Below are 25,033 nucleotides of genomic sequence, written 5' to 3'. Positions count from 1 at the left end.
CTTAGTTACCGGCGATGCCGAGAAGCTCCGCATCCAGCGCCTTCAGATAGGCCTCGGCCACGCCGGCGCTGACGCCCAGATCATGGGCGCCGTAGCGCGATGCGATGCGGATATCGACCAGCGTCGTCTCAGCCTCCTCGTGCAGGCGGATGACCACGTCGAGCGGCAGGCCGATGATTTTCGTCCGTGTCTCGCCCTGCAGCGTCACGTCGGTGACACGCTGTATCAGCGCGGCGATCGGGTCCTCTCCTTCCAGCACGCCCTCCGGCCGCTTCATCGGGATGGGGCCGATATCGGGCGCCATGACAATCGGCCCGCCACGCTGCGGCTTGACCGGCAGGTCGTCGATGGTGGGGTCGCGGATCTCCGTGCCTTCGGCCCTGACGAAGGCGATGCCGCGTTGTCGCGCGACTTTCCGCACCGCCAGCAGCACACGGTCCATCGCCCCCTCGTAGCGCCGGCCCGTCAGCTCCGGATAGGCTACGCCCTGCGCCTCGCGGGTGGCGGGCGTGATCCTTGCGTCCCTTGAAAGCCAGAGCGCATCGACGCGCGGCTGGGCAAGCCAGGCCGGCGGATTGGCAAGGTCGGTGGTCACGTCGAAAAGCTGCGGACGGGTGACGTATCGTTGCGTCGCAAGGCCAAGCAGCGCCAGCGGCAGGGCGGCATAGACCAGCGCCTTCATCGACGAGACACCGGCAACCGCGCCGGTTCTCCAGAGCTGCGCCAGGCCGATGACAGCCAGAAGCACTGCCACGGCTGCAAGAGCTGCCGACACCAGCAGGAAAAGGGCGAGATAGGGCGTGGTCAACGGCCCGAAGCGATGGTCGAGCAACGCCAGGATGCACAGCACCAGCGCGAAGGCGGCGACCAGTCGCGCCGCTTTTGCAGCACCGGAGATAGGTCGATCGAAACGAATGGTCATCGGGGGCTCATCGGATCGGCGGCCGGAAAGGACAGTATCGAGCCTCTGTTTAGAGCACGGTTCTGGTAAACGAAACGCCTCGCATCGTCACTTCCGTCCCTTGATCGTCGCCTGGGCGGCCGCAAGCCTTGCGATGGGCACGCGAAATGGCGAGCAGGAGACATAGTCGAGATCGATCGATTCGCAAAAATGGATCGAGGCGGGATCGCCGCCATGTTCGCCGCAGATGCCGAGCTTGATGTCGCCCCGGGTGCGCCGGCCGCGCTCCGTGGCAATCTGGATCAGCTCGCCAACCCCATCGAAATCCAGCGAGATGAACGGGTCGCGCTCGATGATCCCCTTGCGCTGATAGGTGGGGATGAAGGCGGCGGCATCGTCTCGCGACATGCCGAAGGTCGTCTGGGTAAGATCGTTGGTGCCGAAGGAGAAGAATTCGGCAGCCTCGGCGATGACGTGGGCCCTGAGGGCTGCGCGCGGCAATTCGATCATCGTGCCGACGAGATAGTCGATGCTCATGCCCGCCTCGCCCATCACTGCGGCGGCAACCGCATCGATGCACGCCTTGACGTAGTCGAGCTCGGACTTGAGACCGACCAGCGGCACCATGATTTCCGGCACCACCGCAGCCCCGGTCGCGCGCGCCGCTGCGACCGCCGCCTCGAAGATAGCCCGGGCCTGCATCTCGACGATTTCGGGGTGGGAAATCGCCAGCCGGCAGCCGCGATGGCCGAGCATCGGGTTGAATTCATGCAGCGCATCGACCCGCTGGCGCAGGAAGACCGGCGATATGTTCATGGCGGCGGCGACTTCGGCGATCTCGGCGTCGGTCTTCGGCAGGAATTCGTGCAGCGGCGGATCGAGCAGGCGGATGGTAACGGGCAGACCGTGCATGATCGCGAACAGCTCGGTGAAATCCGAGCGCTGCATCGGCAGCAGCTTGTCGAGGGCGGTGCGTCGTCCGGCCTCGTTTTCGGCAAGGATCATCTCGCGCATCACATGGATCCGGTCGCCCTCGAAGAACATGTGCTCGGTGCGGCAAAGGCCTATGCCTTCGGCGCCGAACGCCCGTGCGGCGCGCGCATCGGCCGGCGTGTCGGCATTGGTGCGCACCGTCATGCGACGTGTTCCGTCGGCCCAGGCCATGATGCGGGCGAAATCGCCAGAGAGAGCCGGCTGGGTCATAGGCACCGCGCCCTTGACGACGTGACCAGCCGAACCGTCGATGGTGATGATGTCGCCACGTCCGAACGACATGCCGGCGGCGATCAGCCGCTCGTTGCGGACATCGAGGCGGAGATTGCCGGCGCCGACGACGCAAGGGATTCCCATGCCCCGCGCCACCACGGCCGCATGGCTGGTCATGCCGCCGCGCGTGGTGAGGATGCCCTCTGCCGCGTGCATGCCGTGGATATCTTCCGGGCTGGTCTCGACGCGCACGAGGATGACCTTGCGGCCTTCCGCCCTTGCAGCCACCGCTTCATCGGCGGAAAAGACGATAGCGCCGGTGGCAGCGCCGGGCGATGCCGGCAGGCCGTTGCCGATGACTTCGCGATAGACGCGCGGATCGATGGTCGGATGCAACAGCTGGTCGAGCGTCGAGGGATCGATGCGGATAACGGCCTCGTCCTCGCTGATGATGCCCTCCGCGACCATATCGACGGCGACCTTCATCGCCGCCTGCGTCGTGCGCTTGGCGACGCGGGTCTGCAGCATCCAAAGCTTGCCGCGCTCGACGGTGAATTCGATGTCCTGCATGTCGCGGTAATGAGCCTCGAGCTCGGCGCAGATGCGGCTGAAGCTGGCGAAGGCTGCCGGCATCAGCTTTTCCATCGACGGGCGGTCGGAGCCGGAGGCGATGCGGCCAGCCTCGGTGAGGCTCTGCGGCGTGCGGATGCCGGCGACCACATCCTCGCCTTGCGCCTTGACCAGGAATTCGCCGTAGAGCTCCTTGTCGCCGGTGGACGGATTGCGCGTGAAGGCGACGCCGGTTGCCGATTCGTCGCCGAGATTGCCGAACACCATCGCCTGGATGGTGACGGCGGTGCCCCAGGCTTCCGGAATATTGTGCAGCAGCCGATAGGTGGCGGCGCGCGGGTTCATCCAGCTGGCAAAGACGGCGCCGACCGCACCCCAGAGCTGGTCATGCGGATTCTGCGGAAAGGTCTTGCCGAAATCCTCCTCGATGACGGCCTTGTAGCGGACGACCACCGCCTGCCACTCGCCGGCTGTCAGATCGGTATCGAATTCGTGACCGAGCCGGCCCTTCTCGTCCTCGAGGATTTCCTCGAAAACCTCATTGTCGATGCCCATGACGACATCGGCATACATCTGGATGAAGCGGCGATAGCTGTCCCAGGCAAAGCGCGGATCGCTGGAATCGATTGCCAGCGCCTCGACTGCCTCGTCGTTGAGGCCGAGATTGAGCACGGTATCCATCATGCCTGGCATGGAGGCGCGGGCACCGGAGCGCACCGACACCAAGAGCGGACGCTCGGCGCCGCCAAACCGTCGCCCGGCAATCGCCTCCATCTGTGCAAGGCCCGCCATGACCTCGCGCTTCATCTCGTCAGGAAAATTGCGGCCATTGCCGAGGTACAGGCAGCAGGCATCGGCAATGATGGTGAGCCCCGGCGGCACAGGCAGGCCGAGGTTGCACATTTCCGCCAGATTGGCACCCTTGCCGCCCAGAAGCTCGGGATCGCCGGCCCGGCCTTCCGCCTTGCCGTCGCCGAATGTGTAAACCCACTTGACCATTGCGCACGCCCCTCAAAGGCCAATCGTAATCGATCCCCGAAGAATTGAAAGGCGACAAATACGGCAGAATGTTGCGATGCGGTATAAAAGATGGTCGCAGCAGCTTCGGGCACGAGGAAGATAACAGGATGCGGTCCCCGCAAACTGCGCTTATCTCATTCTCAAGCAGTTTTTAGAGCATCGAGGTCGCCATTTTCGAGCGCGACCAAGTTCGCTTCGATTTTTTCGACCGGCCAATCCCACCACGCAATATCCAGAAGCGCGCTGATGACTTCTTCGGGGTATCGCATCCGAATGACCGCGGCAGGGTTTCCTCCTACAACGGCGTAAGGTGGAACGTCTCGAACGACCACGGACGCAGCAGCGATGATCGCTCCAGCGCCGATGTGCACACCCGGCATGATAGCAGCATTATGGCCGATCCATACGTCATGCCCGACAACGGTATCCTTCACCGGCAGATCTTTGTATCCGAAGGTCTCGGGGCTAAAGATACGGAATGGATAGGTTGTGAGGCCCGCCATCGGATGGTTGGCTGAACTGGTGATAAAATAGGCACCTCTCGCGATCTGGACAAACTTGCCGATGATCAGCTTCTCGCGGACGCTATGCCCGAGGTAGGGAGCAAGTATTTCGGCAGTGTCTTCAGGCTTGCCGGAGTGCGTAAAATAGCTGTACTCGCCGATCTCCATGCGCGGATGGCTGACAACGTTTTTAAGATAGACAGTATCGCGATACAAAGTTCCGTCAGGCAGAGTGATGGGATTGATTGCATTCGCATCGAGAAGAGGCATATGGACACCGTTCAGTACGAGGCCAGCGCGGTAGGAGCCGCAATGTTATTTTCCACGACCGAGGAAATCCATCGCGCCACCAAAATGCTTTCATCAATAATCTGAATAGCGATCCTACAGCGTCGCCAGACGCAGTCCGCAGCGACAAACCGTCCGCCTCCCGACTAAATCTCGATCCCGCTCGAACGAAACGGCGTCCGCCGGGTTAACTGGTGCTATCAACGCACGAGGAAAACCCAATGAAGTCCATTATAGTGACCGGATTAGCCATCGCCGCATTGACGACATCGGCCTTTGCCCAGACGGCTTCGCCGCAGCCGGCGCCGCCTGTCCCTCCGGCAGCACAGGAAAAAATGGCGCCACCGCCGCATTCCGCAGTGCCGGAAGTCATGAGTGACGCGAACGATGCTCCACCACCGCCAATGCCAGGTCGCGATGCGCCGCCACCGCCGCCGCCCGGCCCTCGCGAGATGGGCCGCGAGATGGGTATGAGCGGGCACCACCGTCCGCCACCGCCACCGTCGAAGGCCGCACATTTCCGGATCGAGGACGGTCGGACGAAGATCGATGTCAAATGCGCGGACGACGAACCGACCAAGGTCTGCTCGGATACGCTGATGCAGATCATCGAAAAGATGAGCGGCTCGTCTGACCGATCCAACGACGACCAGTACTGAGCACAAGCGCCCGGCTTGCTCCAAGGCGAGCCAGAAGCACGAGCCAGAAGCATTGGAACACTGTCGGGCTCAGCCGGCGGTGTTCTTTTTTTGACATCGACCTCTCAGCCCACCATGCGTACCTTGTCGGTCGATTTGAACGACGCTTTTGCGGCGAATGCCTAGCCATGCCGGCAGTGAAGATTGTTTCGCGTCAGTCCTGTGCACTGACATCGCTCCATCATCTACCTTCGCGGGCGACGCAGCGTCGAGGCAAATCCTACAGTCCCAGCGACTCCTGCCACTTCTCGGGGACATGTGCCTGGGCGGTGCCGCGCTGGGTCTGTTTTGCAGCATAAAGGGCGACGTCGGCGCGTTGCACCAGATCGCTGCGGCTGGTGACCGTGTCGTCCAGCCAGCATATCCCGATACTGCCGGAGATGTGCAGCAGCCCCTTCCCCTTGGTGACGGTGTGCCTCAGGTCGGAAAGCAAACGCGAGAGCAGGTTTTCGAAGTCGGCGACATCGGCCGGGTCCGAAACGACGACGACGAACTCGTCGCCGCCAAGCCGCGCGACAAAGCAGCGGGAGAGATACGGTGCTTTTAGCCGCTCGCCGATGAGACGCAGAAGGTCGTCTCCGGCAAGATGGCCGCATTGATCGTTGATCGCCTTGAAACCATCGAGGTCGATCAGCAGCAGTGCTAGAGTTTCATTGTGCGCCCGCGCATGATCCAGCCGCTCGTCGAGAACGAGGTTGAATTGCGCCCTGTTTGCCAGCTGGGTCAGATCGTCGGTTCCGGCGATGCGGCGGAGCGACTGCTCCATATGGTATCGAGCCGTGACGTCCTGAAAGACGCCGATCAGTGCCACCGGCGTGCCATCGCGGATCTCGACTTCACCGAGGCATCGCACCCTGCGGGCATTGGCTTTTGCCGTGATGAAGTCGGTCTCGACTTCGAAGGGTTCGCCTGTCTGGAGTGCCCGCTCGATGGCGGCAGAGACGGTTTCGCGGGCATGCGGCGGATAAAAATCCAATGCCTTTTCAAGCGGCGGCATCTGGCCCACCGGCAACTCGTGAATGGCGAAAACCTGATCGGACCACTCTGCCCGATTTTTGCCGAGAACCAGCCGCCATGAGCCGATGTTGGCCATGCGCTCGGCCTGTTTGAGCTGTCTTTGCTCGCGGTAGAGACTGCGGACGAGGCCTTCGCTTTCATCGGCAATCTGCGCGGTGAAAAGTGCGGTCAGTCGTGCATCGATGATCGATTCCACCAGATGCGCAATATCTGCGATGGAAGCAAGTTCTTCCGCACTGAGGACACGCGTCTTTTCGTCGACGACGCACACGGTGCCGATCGCCACGGACACATCGCTGCCGTAGGAGATTTTAGCGCGTATCGGCACGCCGGCATAAAAACGAATGTGAGGCGCACCTTTCACAAGCGGATGTTCTGCGAAACGCGGATCAACACTGGCATCCGGCACGATCAACGGCTCTTCCAGCGCGACCGCAGTCGAGCAGAACGAATGTTCGCGCGGTGTATCGGTAAACTGTACGCCGGCACTCGCCTTGAACAACAGGCGATCGGAGCCGACGAGAGAAAGCAGGGCGACGCTGCAGCCGAGGGTGCGTCGCGCCATCGAGACCAGCACATCGAAGTCACGTTCGGCCACTGGATCCAGCAAACCCAGCATCTCCAGCGTTTCGAGCCTGAGCCGCTCGGAGTCGAGCCTTCCTTCCTCTTTTGGTTTAACGCAATGATTTTTCATGTAAAAACACTATCCGTGAATAGTTACGAAAACACTTATATTCTCATTTCTTATCCGCAAGGATCACGACAGGAACGGATGATTACGGGACAAGTTTCAGTTGCCGGATGGCGATTGGATAAATGGTCTCACCTTTCCGGCTTGCTGCCCGACAGGACGGCTACGATGTTTTCGGCATGGACTGATTCATAGGGCGCGAAGTACAGGATTGCGCCGGTTGCGATGTCATCCGCGACAAAGCTTGCAAGATCATGATCCGGATCCATTTTCCCGGCCGCGACGTCGCTCATCGCGATGAGATATCTGCGGTTAGCATCGATCAGCGTGGGCTCGTAGCCACCGCCGGCGATGCGCTCCAAGGCTCCGTGATTGGGGAGAATGCGCTTGATCGGCAATTTGCGCATGCGCTCGAGTTCGCGGATGTGGGTGGCAATATTCTGCGGCTCGGAGATGTAGGTAACCGTGTCTTCCAGCGTATCACCGGCGAGCAATATGCCCTCATCCGGCAACCAGAGGACATTGCCGTCGGCGCTATGGATGTCGAAATGGTGAAGTTCAATGCGACGCTTGCCGACCGCCAGCTCGAGTTTCGTCTCAAAAAGCCGGGTGGGCATGACCACAGGCGCAATGGGTGGATCGCCGTTCTCCAGCTTTTCGCGATTGGCCGCCATCGCATCAGCAGTACCCTTCAGTGCAACGATCTCGCAATCGGCAAACGCGGCGTTACCGGCGATATGGTCGGTGTGCCAATGGCTGAGCACGACGCGGATCGACCGTGCACCCAGCGCCTCCAGATGGTCGCGGATCGCAGCGGCGTGGGCCAGCGACATGTGGGTGTCGTAGACCAGCGCCTCGACCCCATCGAGGATGGCATAGGAGGCAATCCCCAGCGAATAGGCCCCGTCGTCAAGCCAGTTCGGCCTGTCCGAATGAAGCCGCCTGCCCTCAATCCGTCCGTCGTAATAGGCAAAAATGCCGGGATAGGGTTCGCCAACGCGGAGCGACGCAGTGAAATCAGACATCGGGTTCCTCCGGTGGTGGGTTCCGCTTTGCCGCGCGAGTGCGACTTCGAACGGCCAGCTAACTTTATCGATCACCGCACCATAAAAAAAGCCTCCCAGAACGGCGTACCGCTACTGCGAGGCTTTTGCGACCGGTCAGGGGAAACCGGTTGTTTTGAAGCAGAGGTCAACTGCCGGACAGATAACGGTCCGGCGGGAAAACAGTTCCATCTCACTTAAAAGCCCAACAATCAGTGAGATCGACTCCGAGCCAGACACGAACGTTAACTATCAGAGAGCACACCATCCCGTTACCAGAATGGACGCTTCCGCGCCGACCGCGTGGCGCGCTGCAGCCTTGACGGCGACCATTTCGAAAATGACGGCGACCGACTGCGGGCGCTGTGCATTGCCGGCTAGACACCCCATCGGGAGTTATGACTGCTCGTCGCATCGGTCTTGCGGACTGTTGTCTCGATGGTCTCGCCGGGCCATCCGCCGTGATGGCAATGCAACCAGACCTCCGGCTCACGCGCTTTCGCGCAGCCGTTCCGCGGTTTGCAGATCGACGGAGACGAGTTGGGAGACGCCTTGTTCGGCCATGGTGACGCCGAAGAGGCGGTCCATGCGGGCCATAGTGATCGGATTGTGGGTGATGACGACGAAGCGGGTGTCTGTCGAGGCGGACATCTCGTCCATCAGATTGCAGTAGCGCTCGACATTGTGGTCGTCGAGCGGGGCATCGACCTCGTCGAGCACGCAGATCGGTGCGGGGTTCGTCAGAAAGACGGCGAAGATCAGGGCCATCGCCGTCAGCGCCTGTTCGCCGCCAGACAGCAGCGTCATGGTCTGCGGCTTCTTGCCAGGCGGGCGGGCGAGGATCTCGAGGCCGGCCTCGAGCGGATCGTCGGATTCGATAAGCTGCAGCTCAGCCGTGCCGCCCCCGAACAGATGGGTGAACAGCCGCTGGAACTGGACATTGACGATATCGAAGGCAGCAATCAGCCGTTCGCGGCCTTCGCGGTTGAGGCTCTGGATGGCGCCGCGCAGCTTGCGGATGGCGTCGATGATATCGTCGCGCTCCTTGATGAGCGCTGCCAGCTTGTCGCTGAGCTCCTTGCTTTCTTCCTCGGCCCGCAGGTTGACGGCGCCCAGCCTCTCGCGCTCGATCTTCAGCCGGTCCAGCTCGCGTTCGACTTCGCGCAGGTCCGGCTCGCCTCCGGTCGGGTTGCCGGCAATCCGCAGCGCCTCGTGCGGGGCGACGTTGAGGGCCTCGCGGATGCGGGCTTCGCTTTCCAGCCGCCTTTCGCGGGCAGACATCAGCCTTTCCTCGGCCCGGCCCCGCCGCTCGCGGCTTTCGGCGAGCTCGGAGAGCGCCGTCGTCGCCAGTTTGTCGGCCTCGCGCTGGACGATGTCGGCCTCGGCCAGGCGGTCGGCAGCCCCACGCCTGACTTCCTCCATCTTCTGCAATTCGCTCATTAGCGCCCGGCGCTTGTCGTCGAACTCATCGGGCGCAAGCTCCAGTTCGGCAGCCTCCTCGCGGGCCTCAGATTCGCGGTCGCGCAGCGTCTGGATGTGGCCGTCGGCGCTTGCCACGCGCTGGCGCCAGGTCTCGCGTTCCTGGCCGATCGCCATCAGCCGGCGCTGGCGTGCCTCGTTCTCGCGGTTAAGGCCCTCGTAGCGGGCGCGCGCCTCGGCCAGCACGCCACGGTCGGTGGCAACAGCCGCCTGCTGGTCGCGCAATTGCGCGTCGATGACGGTGAGGTCGGGTGCATCCTCGATCTCGATCCGGGCATTCTCGTCCTGGATGGCCAGATCCTCGATCTGCGCCTTCAGCTGGCTTACGGCCTCATTGAGAACGTCGCGACGACGAATGAGATCGCCAGAAGCGCGTTCGGCGGCCACCAGTGCATCGCGGGCCTCCGTCAGCTGGCGGGCCAGGATGCGGCTACGGTCGCGGGCTTCCGTCAGGCGGCGTTCCTCGGCACGGATTGCGTCGGCTGCAGCCGCCAGCAGCGCCTCGGCTTCCGCCAGGATTTTGGCGGCGAGCTCGACTTCCGCCTGCAACTCGGCAAGCCTATTTCGCTGGGCGAGCCTCAGGGCTGCAGCGCTCGGCGCATCGGCGCCGGTGATATGGCCGTCCCAGCGGAAAACAGCGCCTTCGCGGGTGACCAGCCGCTGGCCGGGCTTGAGAACTGCCATCAGCCTGATTGCATCGCCACCGGCGACGAGGCCGATTTGCCGGAGCCGGCGTTTCAGGGCCGGTGGTGCGCCGACATGGGCGGTCAGCGGCACGGCACCCTCGGGCAGGTCAGGATCGTTGGAGCCATCGCCGTTATCCGACCAGTGGGCAGGCGCGCCTGGATCGAGCGGCGTATCGAGGTCGTCTCCGAGCGCTGCCCCCAGCGCCGTCTCGAAGCCGCGATCGACGCTGATATCGTCGGCAACCGGCGGAAAGCCCCCGGCAGCGCCGCCGCCGTCGAGCATGCGGGCAATGGTGCGTGCCTCGGTTTCGAGAGCGTTGAGGCGGGTGCGGGCCTGCTCTACCGGAGGGCGGGCCATGGCCTCGGTGCCGCGGGCTTTTGCCAGCGCCGCCTCGACAGATTGGGCGGCAGTTTCGGCATCCTCGACACCGATTTCGGCGGCCTCGACCTGCTCACGCCGCTCGACCGGATCCGGCAGACTTGCCATCTTCTCAGCGATGGTTGCAAGTTCGCCGTTTGCCTCGGCCATCTGCCGCTCAAGTCGCATCTTGCGGTCGCCGAGATCGCGGATGGCGCGCTCCAGCTGGTTGCGGACGGCGGCAGCCTCGGCGCGCTCCGCCGTCAGCCGGGCGAACAGCCCTTCGCTTTCGGCAAGCGTCGTGGCTGCGGCCTCGAATGCGGTGCGGCTCTCCTCCGATAACCGGCCGGAATCGGCGAGCATGTCCGAAAGCTCCGCCTCTTCGGCATCCAGGCGCTCAAGGATGGCGGCATTGTCGACCACCAGCTGTTCCTCGCGCCTGATGTCTTCGCCGAGCTGGGCCAGCCTGCGCATCAGTTCGTCGCGACGGCGCAAAATGCGGCCGACGTCTTCCTCCAGCTGGGTGCGGGCGATCTGCAGACGCTGCAGACCGGCGGCGGCTTTGGCCTCGGCCTCGCGCAGCTCCGGCATCTTCAGACTGGCGACGGCCTGCGCCTTTGCCGCTTCCATCTGGGCCTGCGCCTTTTTCACCACGACGACCGTCGCCTGGTTCAGGGCGCTCTCGCCCTCACCCTCGGCCTGCTTGGCCTGCACCCATCGAATATGCAGCAGCAACGCCTCGCGAGCGCGGATATCGGCCGACAGCATCTTGAAGCGGTTGGCCTGGCGGGCCTGACGCTTCAGGCTCTCGATCTGGCTATCGAGCTGGGTGGTGACGTCGTCGAGCCGTTCGAGATTGGTTTCGGCAGCGCGCAGGCGGAGCTCGGCTTCGTGGCGGCGGGAATGCAGCCCGGAAATGCCGGCGGCTTCCTCGAGCAGTTGGCGGCGTGCCTGGGGCTTGGCTTGGATCAATTCACCGATGCGCCCCTGGCCGACCATTGACGGCGAGCGGGCGCCGGTCGAGGCATCGGCGAACAGCAGCTGCACATCCTTGGCGCGGGCTTCCTTGCCGTTGATCCGGTAGACGGAGCCCTGCTCGCGCTCGATGCGGCGGGTGATCTGGATTTCATCGCTGTCGTTGAAGGCGGCGGGTGCGGTGCGGTCGGCATTGTCGAGATAGAGCGCCACTTCTGCCGTGTTGCGTGCCGGACGGTGGCCGGAGCCGGAGAAGATCACGTCGTCCATGCCTGACGCGCGCATGTTCTTGTAGGAATTCTCGCCCATTACCCAGCGAAGGGCTTCGACGAGATTGGACTTTCCGCAGCCGTTCGGCCCGACAACGCCCGTCAAGCCGCCCTCGATGACGAATTCCGAGGGTTCGACGAAGGACTTGAAGCCGACGAGACGGAGCTTGTTGAATTTCATTGCAAGGCCGGGGTGGTGTACCCGCCTCTGTCAGCTCGAGTGAGATGAAAGACATGCAGGGGGGGCAGGACGCCGGGCTTCGAGTGGAAGCTGCAGGGTGTCACACCATCATCCCTCATTCCTGTGCTTGTCACAGGAATCCAGTGCGCCCAAGTCCTTGGGCGCGAGAGGTCGTTTTTCGATTGCAGGAGAGTCTTCTCAAGGCGCAGACGCGCCTTGGCTGGATTCCTGTGACAAGCACAGGAATGAGGGGAGGAAACAGCGCAGCGTGAAGTGAACGGAACCTTGCCGAAACTTTGCCATAGGCTGCCGACGCGCCTCGAGAACGGTCCGACTGGGAAGCAAATGACGGGCGCAGCACGGCCGCCGCTGCCCGTCATTGAAACGTGGCGCGGGTCAGAGCATGCTGTCGATGATGGCCGACATAGAATCAACCGACATGTCCCCGGAGTAACGCTTCCCGTTGATCAGGAACGTGGGTGTGCCGTTGACGCCGAAAGTGACGCCGCGTGCCCGCACGGCGTTTATATCATCCACAAGTGCGCCGTTGTTCAAGCAGGCTTCGAAGCTGTCCTGTGTAAAACCGGCGATTTTGGAGATTTGAAGCAGCGAAGCGCGAACATCGGTGACCGCGGGACCAGCCCACTGCATCTGCTGCTTCATAAATGTCTCGAGCAGCGGCACGGATGGGCCGTTCGGGGCGCAGCGTACCAGCATGAAAGCGGCATAGGCTGCCGGATCCTGGTCCTGGCTGGCAATCGGGAATTCGCGGATGATGAAATAGACCTTGCCGGTGTCGATATACTTGGTCTTGATCGGATCGAAGGTGGTGGCTGCGAAATGGGCGCAATGCGGGCAGGTCGTCGACATGTATTCGATGATCTTGACCTTGGCGTTTGGGTCGCCCACCGCCATGTCGGGCGACTTGCCAGGCTGCAGCGCCTGCGCCATGTCGACCGTGCCTTCCGGCGTCGGAGCAGTCGCGGCAAACGCAGTGCCGGCACCGGTCGCGGCCAGCGCCATTGCGAATGCGCCAAGGGCAGCACCGCCGAGAAGATGGCGTTTGGTCAGAAGCATGTCGGACATCGGCATATATCACCCGTGTTGAGAGAAGATCGTCTGTTGATATCTGCGATATAACGGCTCCGCGCCGCGAACAAGGCAGGGGACCGGAACTTTCTTCAAAGAATTGTGACCGGTGGGGCGAATACGCGTTTGCTGTGGGAGGATTATTTTAGGCCATGCAGTCCGACAAATGTTCCCGGACCGACTTTTGCCACGGCCCGATGATCGTTCCTTTCGATCAGCGGCGATAGACGTCCTTCCGATTGCCAATGCGGACGACCAATATCCGGACAGTGCCGTCGTCTATGTCGACAATGATGCGATAGTCTCCAACACGATACTTCCAGAAGTTTCCAAGTTCCGATCCGCGAAGCGCCTCCCCTATCGACCGGGGGTCCTCGAGGCTGGCGACACGGGTGTGAAGGAAACGGAGTATCCTTTTCACGCTCTCATGGTCGAGCTTTTCAAGATCGCGTTCCGCTGACCGCTGGAACTCAATCCTCCACGCCATGGCGCGCCATCAACTCAGCGAGAGAAATACTATCACTGTCGCCTCTACGGAATTCTTCGAGCCTTTGCTCGGCGACGTAGAGGTCTTCCAGATCGTCCAAGTGTTCCAATATCGCTTGACGCGCATAGAAGCTCTTGCTCCGCCCGGTGCGTTTGGCGAGTTCATCTAGTCTTGCTTCGATTTCAGGCGGCAAACGCAGGGCAAGCATGGACATATCTCCCGGTGCTATACGTGTATAGCACCGGTGTCCGCAGACGCAAAGCGTCCAGATTATTTGCCGGTAATGCGCTTGCCCAGCACAGCCGTCCCGAGCCTCTGGACGGCGGCTCGCAGCTTGTCGCCTTCGATGCCCTCCATCATCCCCTCGAGCTTCACCGCGGCGGCGCCTTTCAGCGGCACCGGCGCGCGCGAGCGCTTGGCGTGCTGGGAGACCGGCTTCTGGATGATGCGGATCTGGTGCACGGCGGCAAAGCCGAAGAAGCCGTTGATGCGCTGGATCAGCTCGCCCTGGGCGTGGGTGAGGAACAGGGCGCGGGCACCTTCGCACGCGATGGTCAGCACGCCGGGCTGGTAGCCGCCCTCGCCCGGACCGTTACGCTTGGCCCAGGCGATCTTTTCAGGGCGGGTGCAATCGGCAAAATCGGCGCCGACTATATCGTCCCAGGAGCCGAGCAAGGCGGTGCTGATTCCGGCCCGGCGCGCCAGCACCGGATCGATCAGGCCATTCGCCACTTCGGAGATCTGCTTGGCGCCTTTGCGGGGATAACTCATCGACAGCACGCCTTGGGGGGTCATTGTTTGGCGCTGCGGACCTTGATCCGCCGACGCAGCTCGGCCAAGTATAGGCCATATCTCCCTGATGCGGCAAATGATGACCTTGAAACAGCTTACGCCTCCGTCCGCCGCAGTGCTTCTTGCCTGGTACGACCGGCATCACCGCGACCTGCCCTGGCGTGTCTCGCCCTCGATGGCAGCGCGCGGCGTTCTGCCCGATCCCTATCACATCTGGCTGTCGGAAGTGATGCTGCAGCAGACGACAGTCGCGGCAGTAAAGGCCTATTTCGCCAAGTTCGTCAGTCGCTGGCCGACGGTGGGCGATCTCGCGGCCGCTCCTGTCGACGACGTCATGGCTGCATGGGCAGGCCTCGGATACTACGCCCGGGCGAGAAACCTGAAGAAGTGCGCCGATGCCGTCGCCGGCGAGCACGGCGGGCGCTTTCCTGATACGGAAGAAGGATTGCGTGCCCTGCCGGGCATCGGCGACTATACTTCGGCAGCGGTCGCCGCCATCGCCTTCGACCGGCAGGCGGCAGTCATGGACGGCAATGTCGAGCGCGTCATCTCCAGGCTCTATGCCATCTCCACGCCCTTGCCGGCGGCAAAACCGCTGATGAAGCAGAAGGTGGTGGCGCTGACGCCAGCGGTCAGGCCCGGCGATTTCGCCCAGGCGATGATGGACCTCGGCGCGACGATCTGCACACCGGAGAGGCCGGCCTGTGCGCTCTGTCCGTTCAATGGCAGCTGCGAGGCTCTTGCGCTGCATGACCCGGAGCATTTTCCGGTGAAGGCGGCGAAAAAGACAAAGCCGGTTCGCCAGGGTGCGGCCTTCGTTGCGGTCAACGATGCCGGCGAAATCCTGCTGCGACGGCGGATCGACAGCGGCCTGCTCGGCGGCATGACGGAGGTGCCTACAACAGCGTGGACGGCGCGGATCGACGGCGACATGACTGTCGATGCAGCACCCTTTGCCGCCAACTGGCAGGCCTGCGGCACCGTCGTGCACGTCTTCACGCATTTCGAGCTGCGGCTTTCGATTTTCCGCGCTTCCGTCGGCGCCAGATCCAAAAGCAATGACGGATGGTGGGAGCCGGTTATAAATCTTGACGCACAGGCCTTGCCGACCGTCATGAAAAAAGCGATCGCCCAGGCTATTCCCCGTGCTTTCGATTAGCGCATGAGAGGTTTCGATGACGCCCCAGATACAGCATATTGTTTTCGACATCGGCAAGGTCCTGATCCACTACGATCCGGACCTCCCCTTCGCCCGTGTCATTCCCGATGAGGCGGAGCGCAACTGGTTCTTTGCCAATGTCTGCACCCACGAATGGAATATCGAGCAGGACCGGGGCCGCACGTGGCAGGAGGCAGAGGACCTACTGATCGCCGAACATCCCGAGCGCGCCGAGCAGATCCGCGCCTTTCGCAAGCACTGGCACGAGATGGTGCCGCACCACTACGAAGACAGTGTCGCGATCACGGAGAAACTGATTGCCGAGGGCCGCGATGTGACGCTGCTCACCAACTTCGCCTCCGACACCTTTCGCGAGGCTCAGGAACGGTTTCCGTTCCTCACCAAGACGCGCGGCGTCACGGTGTCGGGCGACATCAAGTTGATCAAGCCGGACGTGGCGATCTACGAGACCCATGCGAAGAGCTTCGGCCTCGATCCGGCATCAACACTCTTCATCGACGACTCGCTGGCCAACGTCGAGGGCGCCAAGGCTGCCGGCTGGAACGCGGTCCATTTCACCGGCGCGGACAAGCTGCGCGCCGATCTTGCAACATTTGGCATCGAGGTTTGAGACCATGCAATTCGACCCGGCAGAACGCATCGAACTCTTCCATGAGGCCGTCAATGGCATGGACTATGCGGCAATGGAGCGGTTTTTCGCGCCCGAGGCCACCTATGTCTCGAACGGCGTCGGCAGCCTTGTCGGCCGCGAGGCGGTGCTTGCGGCCATCCGCCAGTATTTCGAGACTTATCCGGATCAGGTGGGCATCAACAGCCTCGTCGAGACGCTGACGCCGCTTTCCGGCCGCGCCGTCTGGTCGGTGCGGGCGACCCACGCGGTGACTGGCAAGCCGCTGGTGCGCGAAGGCGAGGAAACGATCATCTTCAACGAAGACGGCCAGGTGGTCAGCGTAGAAGTCACCGATTATCAGGCGTTCTGAACCAGGGACTAAAATGCAGGACGCCCAGGGTTTGTGACCCTGGGCGTCTTCGCGCCGCCTGCCGCAACTGGAGGTACAATCGGCAGGCGGTGAGCGTGGGACCCAGCGAGGCCGTCAGGCTTCGGCTTTCGCCAGATCGGCGCGGATGATGGAACGGAGTTCGTCGATCGGGCGCAGGGATTTCCCGTCGTCGAAATGCCAGAAGGTCCATCCGTTGCAGGCGTCGAGACCCTGAACTTTGGCGCCAAGGCGATGGATCGAGCCGGCGTCGCCGCCGGATGCAACCGTGCCGTCGGCGCGGACGATGGCGCTGTAGCGGCGACGGCTGTCGGTCAGGACCTGTCCGGGGCGGATCATGCCGTTCTCGACCAGCACGTTGAAGGCGACGCGCACCTCCTGCTTCTTGCCGGTCATGACGACGAGTTCCGCCTTGCCGAGCGTATCGACCGCAGCGATGCGGGCTGCGGCGTGGTCGATATATTCCTGCTCGCGCTCGATACCGACAAAGTGACGTCCGAGGCGCTTGGCGACGGCGCCCGTGGTGCCGGTGCCGAAGAACGGGTCGAGTATGATGTCGCCGGGCTTCGACGACGCCATGATGACGCGGGCCAGCAGCGCTTCCGGCTTCTGGGTGGGATGGGCCTTCTTGCCGTCCTCACCCTTCAGCCGCTCGCCACCGCTGCAGATCGGGAAGAGCCAGTCGGAGCGCATCTGGACGTCGTCGTTCGACGCCTTGAGGGCATCGTAGTTGAAGGTATAGCCCTTGGCCTTGGCGCTCGGGCTCGCCCAGATCATCGTCTCATGGGCATTCTGGAAGCGACGGCCCTTGAAGTTCGGCATGGGGTTGGTCTTGCGCCAGACGATGTCGTTAAGGATCCAGAAATTGAGATCCTGCATCATCGCGCCGACGCGGAAAATGTTGTGGTATGAGCCGATGACCCAAAGGGTACCGGTCGGCTTCAAAACGCGGCGGCAGGCGAGCAGCCAGGCGCGGGTAAATGCGTCATAGGCCTCGAAGGAGGCGAACTGGTCCCACTCGTCATCGACCGCATCGACCAGCGACTGATCGGGACGGTGGAGCGCGCCGCCGAGTTGCAGGTTGTAGGGTGGATCCGCAAAGATCACGTCGACGGAATGGGTGGGCAGGGCCTCCAACGCGGCGACGCAGTCGCCCTTGATGATCGTGTCGATCCAGGACCCCGGCCTCTCGGAAATCTTGAGGTCGGCAAGCGGGAAAACTGACGCCATGGGATACTCGCTCTTACGCTTACGCATTACGCTTTAACTGTCCGGTATGGTTACCTAAGTTGGTTACCAAACCCTGAAGCGCGGATCGATTTGGGAATTTATTTCGGCGTGGAACGAGATCGGCTTATTTGCTATGATGCCGCCATGACCCGAGATGAGGCCATCGAAGCGTTGAAACAGCAGGCTGATGCGCTGAAGGCGCTCGGCGCGACCTCGCTTTTCCTGTTCGGCTCGGTAGCCCGGAACGAGGCGGGCCCGACGAGCGATCTCGATGTGTTTATTGATTATGACAGGACAAAGAAATTCTCGTTAATCAATCTTGCCAGCATAAAGCTTCTTCTTGAGGACGCGCTACCCACCGACGTCGATGTTACCACGCGCAACAGTCTGCATCACAAGTTAAAAGACAGAATAGAAAGTTCAGCAATACGGATATTTTAGATGGCCAGAGATATTCAACTTATTTTCGACGATATACTTGGAATGATAGATTTTATTGAAAAGACTGTGGCGGGAAGAAGCCGTGAGAAGGTCATGATGGACCTCCTCACCGAGCTCGGCCTTCAACGAGCAATAGAAATTGTCTCGGAGGCAAGCCGTCATATCCCTGAAGAGCTCAAGAGGCTCACACCTGAGATCGAATGGCAAGCGATCCGAGCGATTGGAAATATCTTGAGGCACGAATATCATCGCATCGCCGACGAGATTATCTGGGACACAATTATCGGCGACGTCGCCGGCCTGAGGAGTGCAATCCATAAGATGAGAGCACAAACAAAAGCTGCTTAGAATCCCTACCAAGTCGTATTTCCTACCCCACTCCTCTCGCGGCTATCTTCCGGCACCTCCGTCCTGTCCTTCATCCCGTAATCACGCACGACGTGGCTGACGCGCAGGCGATAGTCCGCGAAGATGTTGTTGCGGCCGGCTTTTTGGGCGGCGCGGTGGACTTCGAGGTTTCGCCAGGTCTTGACCGCCTCCTCGTCGCGCCAGAAGGACAGCGACAGGAGTTTGCCGCGCATCGCCAGGCTTTCGAAGCGCTCGATCGAGAGGAAACCGTCGATCTTTTCGAGTTCCTCCCTGAGGTCGCCGGCAAGATCGAGATAGGTGTGGCGTTCGCCGAGATAGGGCAGGACTTCGAAGATCACGGCGATCATGGCTGCACCTTTGCCGCGTGCGGCAGCGATACGTTCTTCAGGAATATCCTGTCCTCCTTCAGGATGAAGCGCTCGCGCCTGGCAAAGGCATAGTTTTCCCGGCCGATAGGGTCTGCGGCCAGCCTGGCGCGGTAAGCCTCATAGGCGGCGAGATTTTCGATGGAATAGACACCGAAGGCTGTCGTTGCCGAGCCCTCATGCGGTCCAAAATAGCCGATGAGATCGGCGCCGCAGCGCGGAATTGCCTGGCCCCAATTGCGGGCATATTCGGCAAATACCTCGCGGCCGAAGGGGTCGATTTCGTAGCGGATGAAACAGGTGATCATGGTAACGCTCCTTTTCTGCCCCATCGTTCTGGCATGTTGCGAAACGACAATGCTTCGGCTACGGTCGAAGTATGAAAGAAGGACCGGACATCGCACAGATCGGCGCGCTCATTGGCGATCCCGCACGCGCCAACATGCTGACCGCGCTGATGGGCGGCAAGGCGCTGACAGCAACCGAGCTTGCGGCAGCGGGCGGGATTACCGTCCAGACGGCAAGCTCGCATCTGGCAAAGCTGGAAGCAGGACGGCTGCTCGCTCAGCGGAAGCAGGGTCGCCATCGCTATTTCACACTGGCCGACGACAGCGTCGGCAAATTGCTGGAAAGCATCATGGGATTTGCGGCCGGTCGCGGGCATCTGCGCCATCAGCCGGGGCCGAAAGAGCCGGCGCTGCGAAAGGCGCGTATCTGCTACGATCATCTGGCCGGCGACTACGGTGTGCGGATGCTCGACAGCCTGATCGCCAGCGGATCGATCGACACGCTCGGCGACGGACTGTCGTTGACAGCGACGGGTGAAACCCGCCTCCGAGATATCGGCATCGATGCGTCGCTGCTCAAGGCATCGCGGCGGCCGGTCTGCCGCTCGTGCCTCGACTGGAGCGAACGGCGGGCGCATCTGGCCGGCAGCCTCGGCAAGGCGCTGCTGAGCCAGTTTCTCGACGAAGGCTGGGCGCGTCGCGCGGAAGGCAGCCGCTCGATCCTGTTTTCCGCCGCCGGAGAGCGGCAGTTTCTCAAACACTTCCCCGTGGATCAATTGGCGGGATCGACGAGTATTCCGGAATAGCAGCCGGAGGCGATGCGGCTGCACAGCCCGTCCCACTCGCAACCGCTACAGGCCTGCCGTATCGTGCCCTCTGCAAAAGCCGTGCGAAGGGCGGCAAGCAGCGCGGCATCGGGCAGCAGCGTTGACCCGGGCCTGACCTTGCGACCCAGCAGCGCCGAGATGGACGCGGCTGCTGCGTTATCCCGGATATCCACGCTGGCAAGGAGGCAGTGGGCATCCGGGCCATCCAAAAGGGGCGCGCAGATGTCGTCCGGGCCGGAGACGAGCAGGATGTCCTCGCCTTCCGTCAACCGCCGCGCGATGCTGCGGTAGTTCTTGGTGAAGGCCGGATCGTAGCCCTCACCAATAAAGGTCAGCATGCACAAAAGGTGATGGAGCCGAAGCCTGACCGTCAATTCTCGTCAGTCTCGCTGCTCCGATTGCCGAAGCCCATCAGGATCGCCGCAGCAAGGGCAGATTTGAGCACGCCGCCGAGGATAAACGGTGCAACGCCGAACAACCAGCCCTTCTCTGCGCCTATCAGCGCTGCCAGCCATGCGCCGCCGATGGCAAGGCCGAGGAAATTGGCGATGAGATGGGCGAGGAAGCTGCGGACATAGCGGGCACCGGTCCAGCCTTTTTCGGCAAGCCAACCGGCCAGAGCCACGATGATCGGAAACGAGACGAGATAACCGGCGGTCGGCCCGAAGAACGGCGCAAGTCCGCCAGCACCGCCGGCGAGCACAGGAAGACCGACGGCGGCTTGCCCGAGCCAGGCAAGCACCGTGACTACGCCCAGGCGCCAGCCGTACAGCGCGCCGATCATGGTGATGGCAAAGGTCTGCATGGTGATCGGCACCGGCACCATCGGCACCGAGAGGCGCGATGCGAGGGCGAGGACCATCGTGCCTGCCAAGACGAAAAGCGCCTGCATCGGGCGCGACTGACTGCCAAGCCGCAGTGGATCGAAATTCGAGATGGCGTGGGACTGGGACATGATTGCTCCATATTATAGATAATTTCAGTGACTATCTATTTTATGCGCAAGACTTCATGGATGCGCAAGTGCCATAGACGAGTTTTCCCGCATCGAGGCAGCATTCGGTCGCAGGAATTCACATACCCAAGCCTCGAAAAAGACTGGCAGACACACGATTATCTATAATTTTGGAATCAGCCGACGATGACGAAAATTTCCTGCGGGGTGCCGCCGGGGGCGCGCGATGGTGCCTTGCCGATGCGCAGGACATGCTGCCCGAGGATCGCCGCGGCATCGTCGGCCCTGCCATGACGCAGGGCCGAGAGAATAGCGCGGTGATCCTGGTCTGTGCGCGTTTCCCAGCCGGATTGCCAGGCGGAGAAGAGAAAGCGGGCGCTGGCGGCGTGCAGGTCGTCGATCGCGGCGAGCAGGCGCGTCATACCGCAAGGCGTCAGGATGAGCCGGTGGAAGCGGCGGTTGGCAGCCTCCCAGGCGCGGACGTCTGCAGCCGCGTCGCCCTCCCGCGTCGCCTCTTCGGCGGCATCGAGTATCGCCGGCGTCAGATGCGGCGCGGCATGCTTGAGGGCAAGCCCCTCGAGGGCGGCGCGCATCTCGGCCACTTCGCGGACTTGCCGCAGATCGAAGGAGGCGACCCGCACGCCGCGGCGCGGCTCGCTGATGGCAAGCCCCTGCGCCTCGAGCAGGCGAAAAGCCTCGCGCACCGGCACGTGGCTGGCGCCGAACTCCTCGGCGATGTGGTCCTGCCGAAGACGCAGGCCGGCCGCAAGTTCGCCATGGATGATGCGCTCGGCAAGCACCCGGCTGATGCGGTTTGCGATGGTGTCGTCTTTTTCCCGGGCCATGCGGCGATCCTTACTGAGGCACCGGAGCCTTGTCGAGAAGAGAAAGCCTCCCCTCACCCGCAGGCCAGGCATGCCCGCGCGTCGGTTGAGCTTTCGGACCCCGTCGTGTAAAGCCGCACCATCTCATCCAAAGCTGCTCATCCAAAGGCTTGATCGACATGAACACTGGCTTCGACCTCATCATCTTCGACTGCGACGGCGTCCTCGTCGATTCGGAAATCATCGCGGCGGAGGTCGAATCCAAGCTGCTCACCGAGGCAGGATACCCGATCAGCGTCGAGGAAATGGGCGAGCGCTTCTCGGGCATGACCTGGCAGAACATCCTCTTCGAAGTCGAGCGGGAAGCGAGCATTCCGTTTTCGGCGTCGCTGCTCGAACGCTCGGAAAAACTTCTCGACCTGCGCCTTGCCAACGACGTGACCGCCATTCCCGGCATCGAACTGGCCCTGTCACGCATCGATCTGCCGCGCTGCATCTGCTCGAATTCGAGTTCTGCGCGTCTTGAGATGATGCTGACCAAGGTCGGCCTGCACTCCTCCTTCGCGCCGCATATCTATTCGGCCAAGGATCTGGGCCCCGACCGCGTCAAGCCGAAGCCGGACATCTTCCTGCATGGCGCAGCGCAATTCGATCTCTCGCCGTCGCAGGTCGTCGTCGTCGAGGACTCCGTCCATGGCGTGCACGCCGCCCGCGAAGCAGGCATGCGGGTAATCGGCTTTACCGGCGCCTCCCACACCTACCCGTCGCACGCCGACCGACTTACCGATGCCGGTGCTGAAACCGTGATTTCGCGAATGACGGACCTGCCGGGCGTCGTTGCAGCCCTCGCCGAATGGGACGGCGTCCTTTAGGATTTCACCGCACTAAAAAACCGGCCGCAATGCTTGCGACCGGCTCCAGTGGCTTCGATAAACGCCGTTATAATTGCGACGGCCGTTATTTTCTCTTGCGAACGGTGCGGGCGGTCTTGGTCGGGGCTGCGGGCGACTGTTCGAAGCTGACGTAGACGCTGACGAAGCCGGCCGCGCCGCCGGTCACGTGGATCTTGTTGTCGGTGTAGAGAAACTGCGCCGAGCCCTCGCCGGGCGGGATCGAGGCCTGGTAATTCGTCGTGTCGCTGTAGAGCACTGTCTGGCCATCCATGACGGAAACCTTGATCGGCAGGTTGACGCTGCCGGAACCGCCCATCGGACCCGCAACGAGGCGGCCCTGCACGACCACCGTCATGTTGAGCGCCGTACCGTCGGTGGTGCACTGGCGTGTGCCCTGCACCAGAGACGCCTGGTAGGCGAGCTGCGATGCATCGTCCTTGGCGCCCTTGGCGTAGGTCTTGTAAATCGCACCCTCGTCGCGAATGACGATTTGCGGGCACTTTCCGGCGACATAGGCCTGACCCACTGGCTGGGTGGCAGGCGTGGCGGATGCCGCTCCCTCCGGCGCAACGCTGATCTGCGTTGCGGGGTCCTTACTGTCCTTGCTACCGAGCCCAAGCGAGCTGCAGCCGCTCAATGCTGCTGTCAACGATACGGCGAGAAGTAGACGCGAAGCTCTGCCTGACACGATAAATCACCCTGTACACAATATGAATTTGCCAAGCCCGGGTTGAATTGCGGGCCTTTCATCGCACTTGGCGATGGTCTATATCAGCGGCGCTTCGAAAAATCGATTGGGTACGCTTCGTTTTGGTTCAATTTTCGAAATCCCTCCGCTGCAACGGCTTCCGGCGCGCTTCGACGGAGGCGTGCACAATCGTACGGTTGCGAAAACCAGGCCGCGGATTTGGCGCAAAAAGGCGCATCTACGGGCCGTTTCCGGCATAGACTTCAGACAACCCATCTTCCGTCCGACCGTCCACATCAGAGGTAAAGACCTTGGAATATATCTCAACCCGGGGAGAAGCCCCTGCCCTCGGTTTCTGCGATGCACTGCTGGCAGGCCTCGCACGCGACGGCGGTCTCTACGTTCCGCGTGAATGGCCGCAACTGAGCAAGAAGGACATCCGGGGCTTTCGCGGCAAGAGCTACCAGGAAATTGCCTTCCGCGTGCTGCTGCCGTTTACCAACGGCGAAATTCCGGAAGAGATATTCCGTAGCATGATCGACGAGGCCTATGCCACCTTCCGCCATCCGGCCATCGTGCCGCTGGTGCAGACAGGCCCGAACAGCTTTATCATGGAGCTCTTCCATGGCACGACGCTAGCGTTCAAGGACGTCGCCATGCAGCTGCTGGCGCGGCTAATGGACTATGCGCTGGCCGAGCGCGGCGCGCGGGCAACGATTGTCGGTGCCACATCGGGCGACACCGGCGGCGCGGCCATCGATGCCTTTGCCGGTCGCGATCGCACCGACATCTTCATCCTCTTCCCGCATGGCAAGGTCTCGCCGGTGCAGCAGCGGCAGATGACATCCTCGACGGCTTCCAACGTTCACGCGCTGGCCATCAACGGTAATTTCGACGATTGCCAGAACCTCGTGAAGGCGATGTTCAACGACGCGCCGTTCCGCGACGGCGTCGGCCTTTCCGGCGTCAACTCGATCAACTGGGCGCGCATCATGGCGCAGGTGGTCTACTATTTCACGACAGCCGTGGCGCTCGGCAGCCCGGACCGGAAAATCTCGTTCACCGTGCCGACCGGCAATTTCGGCGATATCTTTGCCGGCTATGTCGCCAAGCAGATGGGCCTTCCGATCGACAAGCTGGTGGTCGCCACCAACGAGAACGACATCATGGCGCGGACGCTGAAGACCGGCCGCTACGAGATGCGGGCCGTCAAGGCGACAACCTCGCCATCGATGGATATCCAGATCTCGTCCAACTTCGAACGGCTGCTCTTCGAGGCCAATGGCCGCGATGCCTCCCGGGTGCGCGCCGCCATGGAAAGCCTCAAGCAGTCGAGCGGTTTCGACATCGCCCCGGAAGCCATGCGCTTCATTAAGCGCGATTTCCGTGCCGGCCGGGCGACCGAGAAACAGGTGGCCGAGACCATCCGCCAGACCTATGCCGACACCGGCTACCTGCTGGACCCGCACACCGCGATCGGCGTCTTCGTCGCCAGTAAATTTGAAAAGCCGAACAGCCCGATGGTGACGCTGGCCACCGCCCATCCCGCAAAATTCCCCGCCGCAGTAAAATCAGCCTCCGGTATTGACCCGGCGCTTCCGACGTGGCTTGCTGATCTGATGCACAGGGAGGAGCGCTTCGACATCCTGGATCCCGACCTCAAAGCCGTGGAAAGCTTTATCGGTGACCATGTTCAGGCCTCAAGACGTTAAGCGCAGAAAGA

Annotated in this window: 26 protein-coding genes; 9 read left to right on the top strand and 17 right to left on the bottom strand. The window is 62.0% G+C overall.

The window, feature by feature from the left end; all coding sequences use genetic code 11:
* Nucleotide 1: 1 nt before the first annotated feature.
* The 3 genes from PR018_RS02500 to PR018_RS02490 form a co-directional block, all read right to left on the bottom strand.
* Nucleotides 2-922, bottom strand: a complete 921-nt coding sequence (locus tag PR018_RS02500) for a DUF1499 domain-containing protein (protein WP_142824243.1) — start codon at nt 920-922, stop codon at nt 2-4.
* 87 nt (nt 923-1,009) lie between these two features.
* Nucleotides 1,010-3,676: a pyruvate, phosphate dikinase gene (gene ppdK, locus PR018_RS02495; RefSeq protein ID WP_142824242.1), complete on the bottom strand. Its 2,667-nt coding sequence runs from the start codon at nt 3,674-3,676 to the stop codon at nt 1,010-1,012.
* Between the two features lie 161 nt (nt 3,677-3,837).
* The gene (locus PR018_RS02490) at nt 3,838-4,470 is read right to left on the bottom strand and encodes a CatB-related O-acetyltransferase (RefSeq protein ID WP_142824241.1); all 633 of its coding nucleotides are present in this window, start codon (nt 4,468-4,470) and stop codon (nt 3,838-3,840) included.
* 239 nt (nt 4,471-4,709) lie between these two features.
* Here PR018_RS02490 and PR018_RS02485 point away from each other — a divergent pair, with 239 nt between their 5' ends.
* On the top strand, nt 4,710-5,147 hold the full coding sequence (locus PR018_RS02485; protein WP_142829214.1) for a hypothetical protein: 438 nt from the start codon (nt 4,710-4,712) through the stop codon (nt 5,145-5,147).
* A 259-nt stretch (nt 5,148-5,406) separates the two neighbouring features.
* On the opposite strand, the gene PR018_RS02480 is transcribed toward PR018_RS02485, so the two are convergent.
* The 7 genes from PR018_RS02480 to PR018_RS02450 form a co-directional block, all read right to left on the bottom strand.
* Nucleotides 5,407-6,897 (bottom strand): sensor domain-containing diguanylate cyclase, encoded by a 1,491-nt coding sequence (locus PR018_RS02480; RefSeq protein ID WP_142824239.1) that lies wholly within the window; start codon nt 6,895-6,897, stop codon nt 5,407-5,409.
* A 128-nt stretch (nt 6,898-7,025) separates the two neighbouring features.
* Nucleotides 7,026-7,919 carry an MBL fold metallo-hydrolase gene (locus tag PR018_RS02475; RefSeq protein ID WP_142824238.1) on the bottom strand — a complete coding sequence of 298 codons (894 nt, stop codon included), beginning with the start codon at nt 7,917-7,919 and terminating at the stop codon, nt 7,026-7,028.
* 507 nt (nt 7,920-8,426) lie between these two features.
* Nucleotides 8,427-11,885, bottom strand: a complete 3,459-nt coding sequence (locus tag PR018_RS02470; protein ID WP_142824237.1) for a chromosome segregation SMC family protein — start codon at nt 11,883-11,885, stop codon at nt 8,427-8,429.
* 396 nt (nt 11,886-12,281) lie between these two features.
* Entirely contained in the window at nt 12,282-12,977 is a 696-nt protein-coding gene (locus PR018_RS02465; RefSeq protein WP_142824236.1) for a DsbA family protein, read from the bottom strand.
* A 211-nt stretch (nt 12,978-13,188) separates the two neighbouring features.
* Nucleotides 13,189-13,461 carry a type II toxin-antitoxin system RelE family toxin gene (locus PR018_RS02460; RefSeq protein WP_142824235.1) on the bottom strand — a complete coding sequence of 91 codons (273 nt, stop codon included), beginning with the start codon at nt 13,459-13,461 and terminating at the stop codon, nt 13,189-13,191.
* Nucleotides 13,445-13,669, bottom strand: coding sequence for a type II toxin-antitoxin system RelB family antitoxin (relB, locus tag PR018_RS02455; protein ID WP_142824234.1), 225 nt, complete (start codon nt 13,667-13,669; stop codon nt 13,445-13,447). Before relB ends, PR018_RS02460 begins: the two co-directional genes overlap by 17 nt.
* A gap of 62 nt (nt 13,670-13,731) precedes the next feature.
* Nucleotides 13,732-14,232 (bottom strand): DUF721 domain-containing protein, encoded by a 501-nt coding sequence (locus tag PR018_RS02450; protein ID WP_142824233.1) that lies wholly within the window; start codon nt 14,230-14,232, stop codon nt 13,732-13,734.
* Nucleotides 14,233-14,329: 97 nt separating this feature from the next.
* Between PR018_RS02450 and mutY the strand changes: the two genes are divergently transcribed.
* The 3 genes from mutY to PR018_RS02435 are packed head-to-tail and all read left to right on the top strand — an operon-like array spanning nt 14,330 to nt 16,413.
* The gene (mutY, locus tag PR018_RS02445) at nt 14,330-15,412 is read left to right on the top strand and encodes an A/G-specific adenine glycosylase (protein ID WP_425064152.1); all 1,083 of its coding nucleotides are present in this window, start codon (nt 14,330-14,332) and stop codon (nt 15,410-15,412) included.
* Between the two features lie 16 nt (nt 15,413-15,428).
* Complete coding sequence (locus tag PR018_RS02440) at nt 15,429-16,043, top strand: HAD family hydrolase (RefSeq protein WP_142824232.1); 615 nt, start codon at nt 15,429-15,431, stop codon at nt 16,041-16,043.
* 4 nt (nt 16,044-16,047) lie between these two features.
* Complete coding sequence (locus PR018_RS02435) at nt 16,048-16,413, top strand: nuclear transport factor 2 family protein (RefSeq protein ID WP_142824231.1); 366 nt, start codon at nt 16,048-16,050, stop codon at nt 16,411-16,413.
* A gap of 114 nt (nt 16,414-16,527) precedes the next feature.
* Here PR018_RS02435 and PR018_RS02430 read toward each other — a convergent pair whose 3' ends face one another.
* On the bottom strand, nt 16,528-17,661 hold the full coding sequence (locus tag PR018_RS02430) for a site-specific DNA-methyltransferase (protein WP_142824230.1): 1,134 nt from the start codon (nt 17,659-17,661) through the stop codon (nt 16,528-16,530).
* 144 nt (nt 17,662-17,805) lie between these two features.
* On the opposite strand from PR018_RS02430, the gene PR018_RS02425 reads away from it, so the two are divergent.
* Together PR018_RS02425 and PR018_RS02420 are read left to right on the top strand one after the other, a co-directional pair.
* Nucleotides 17,806-18,102, top strand: coding sequence for a nucleotidyltransferase family protein (locus tag PR018_RS02425; protein ID WP_142824229.1), 297 nt, complete (start codon nt 17,806-17,808; stop codon nt 18,100-18,102).
* The gene (locus tag PR018_RS02420; RefSeq protein ID WP_142824228.1) at nt 18,103-18,450 is read left to right on the top strand and encodes a HepT-like ribonuclease domain-containing protein; all 348 of its coding nucleotides are present in this window, start codon (nt 18,103-18,105) and stop codon (nt 18,448-18,450) included.
* A 5-nt stretch (nt 18,451-18,455) separates the two neighbouring features.
* Here the strand turns inward: PR018_RS02420 and PR018_RS02415 are convergent, their stop codons facing one another.
* Together PR018_RS02415 and PR018_RS02410 are read right to left on the bottom strand one after the other, a co-directional pair.
* Nucleotides 18,456-18,818: an antibiotic biosynthesis monooxygenase family protein gene (locus PR018_RS02415; protein WP_142824227.1), complete on the bottom strand. Its 363-nt coding sequence runs from the start codon at nt 18,816-18,818 to the stop codon at nt 18,456-18,458.
* On the bottom strand, nt 18,815-19,144 hold the full coding sequence (locus PR018_RS02410) for an NIPSNAP family protein (protein ID WP_142824226.1): 330 nt from the start codon (nt 19,142-19,144) through the stop codon (nt 18,815-18,817). Before PR018_RS02410 ends, PR018_RS02415 begins: the two co-directional genes overlap by 4 nt.
* Nucleotides 19,145-19,215: 71 nt before the next feature.
* On the opposite strand from PR018_RS02410, the gene PR018_RS02405 reads away from it, so the two are divergent.
* The gene (locus tag PR018_RS02405; protein ID WP_142824225.1) at nt 19,216-19,929 is read left to right on the top strand and encodes an ArsR/SmtB family transcription factor; all 714 of its coding nucleotides are present in this window, start codon (nt 19,216-19,218) and stop codon (nt 19,927-19,929) included.
* Here the strand turns inward: PR018_RS02405 and PR018_RS02400 are convergent.
* The 3 genes from PR018_RS02400 to PR018_RS02390 all read right to left on the bottom strand — a co-directional run bounded on the left by PR018_RS02400 (nt 19,896) and on the right by PR018_RS02390 (nt 21,750).
* Nucleotides 19,896-20,288 carry a DUF1284 domain-containing protein gene (locus PR018_RS02400; protein WP_244615279.1) on the bottom strand — a complete coding sequence of 131 codons (393 nt, stop codon included), beginning with the start codon at nt 20,286-20,288 and terminating at the stop codon, nt 19,896-19,898. The two genes, PR018_RS02405 and PR018_RS02400, sit on opposite strands and share 34 nt — an antisense overlap.
* A gap of 32 nt (nt 20,289-20,320) precedes the next feature.
* A complete protein-coding gene (locus tag PR018_RS02395) occupies nt 20,321-20,905 on the bottom strand; it encodes a biotin transporter BioY (RefSeq protein ID WP_142824223.1) in 585 nt (194 codons plus the stop codon).
* Nucleotides 20,906-21,081: 176 nt separating this feature from the next.
* Nucleotides 21,082-21,750, bottom strand: a complete 669-nt coding sequence (locus PR018_RS02390; RefSeq protein ID WP_142824222.1) for a GntR family transcriptional regulator — start codon at nt 21,748-21,750, stop codon at nt 21,082-21,084.
* A gap of 158 nt (nt 21,751-21,908) precedes the next feature.
* Here PR018_RS02390 and PR018_RS02385 point away from each other — a divergent pair, with 158 nt between their 5' ends.
* Entirely contained in the window at nt 21,909-22,601 is a 693-nt protein-coding gene (locus PR018_RS02385) for an HAD family hydrolase (protein WP_111217934.1), read from the top strand.
* Between the two features lie 85 nt (nt 22,602-22,686).
* Here the strand turns inward: PR018_RS02385 and PR018_RS02380 are convergent, their stop codons facing one another.
* The gene (locus PR018_RS02380) at nt 22,687-23,310 is read right to left on the bottom strand and encodes a hypothetical protein (RefSeq protein WP_142824221.1); all 624 of its coding nucleotides are present in this window, start codon (nt 23,308-23,310) and stop codon (nt 22,687-22,689) included.
* 311 nt (nt 23,311-23,621) lie between these two features.
* Here PR018_RS02380 and thrC point away from each other — a divergent pair, with 311 nt between their 5' ends.
* Nucleotides 23,622-25,022 carry a threonine synthase gene (gene thrC, locus PR018_RS02375; protein WP_142824220.1) on the top strand — a complete coding sequence of 467 codons (1,401 nt, stop codon included), beginning with the start codon at nt 23,622-23,624 and terminating at the stop codon, nt 25,020-25,022.
* Nucleotides 25,023-25,033 lie beyond the last annotated feature (11 nt).

Origin of the sequence: Rhizobium rhododendri, assembly GCF_007000325.2 — a bacterium.
In the GTDB taxonomy this organism is placed as follows: domain Bacteria; phylum Pseudomonadota; class Alphaproteobacteria; order Rhizobiales; family Rhizobiaceae; genus Rhizobium; species Rhizobium rhododendri.
This window is presented reverse-complemented; position numbering and strand designations above follow the sequence as displayed.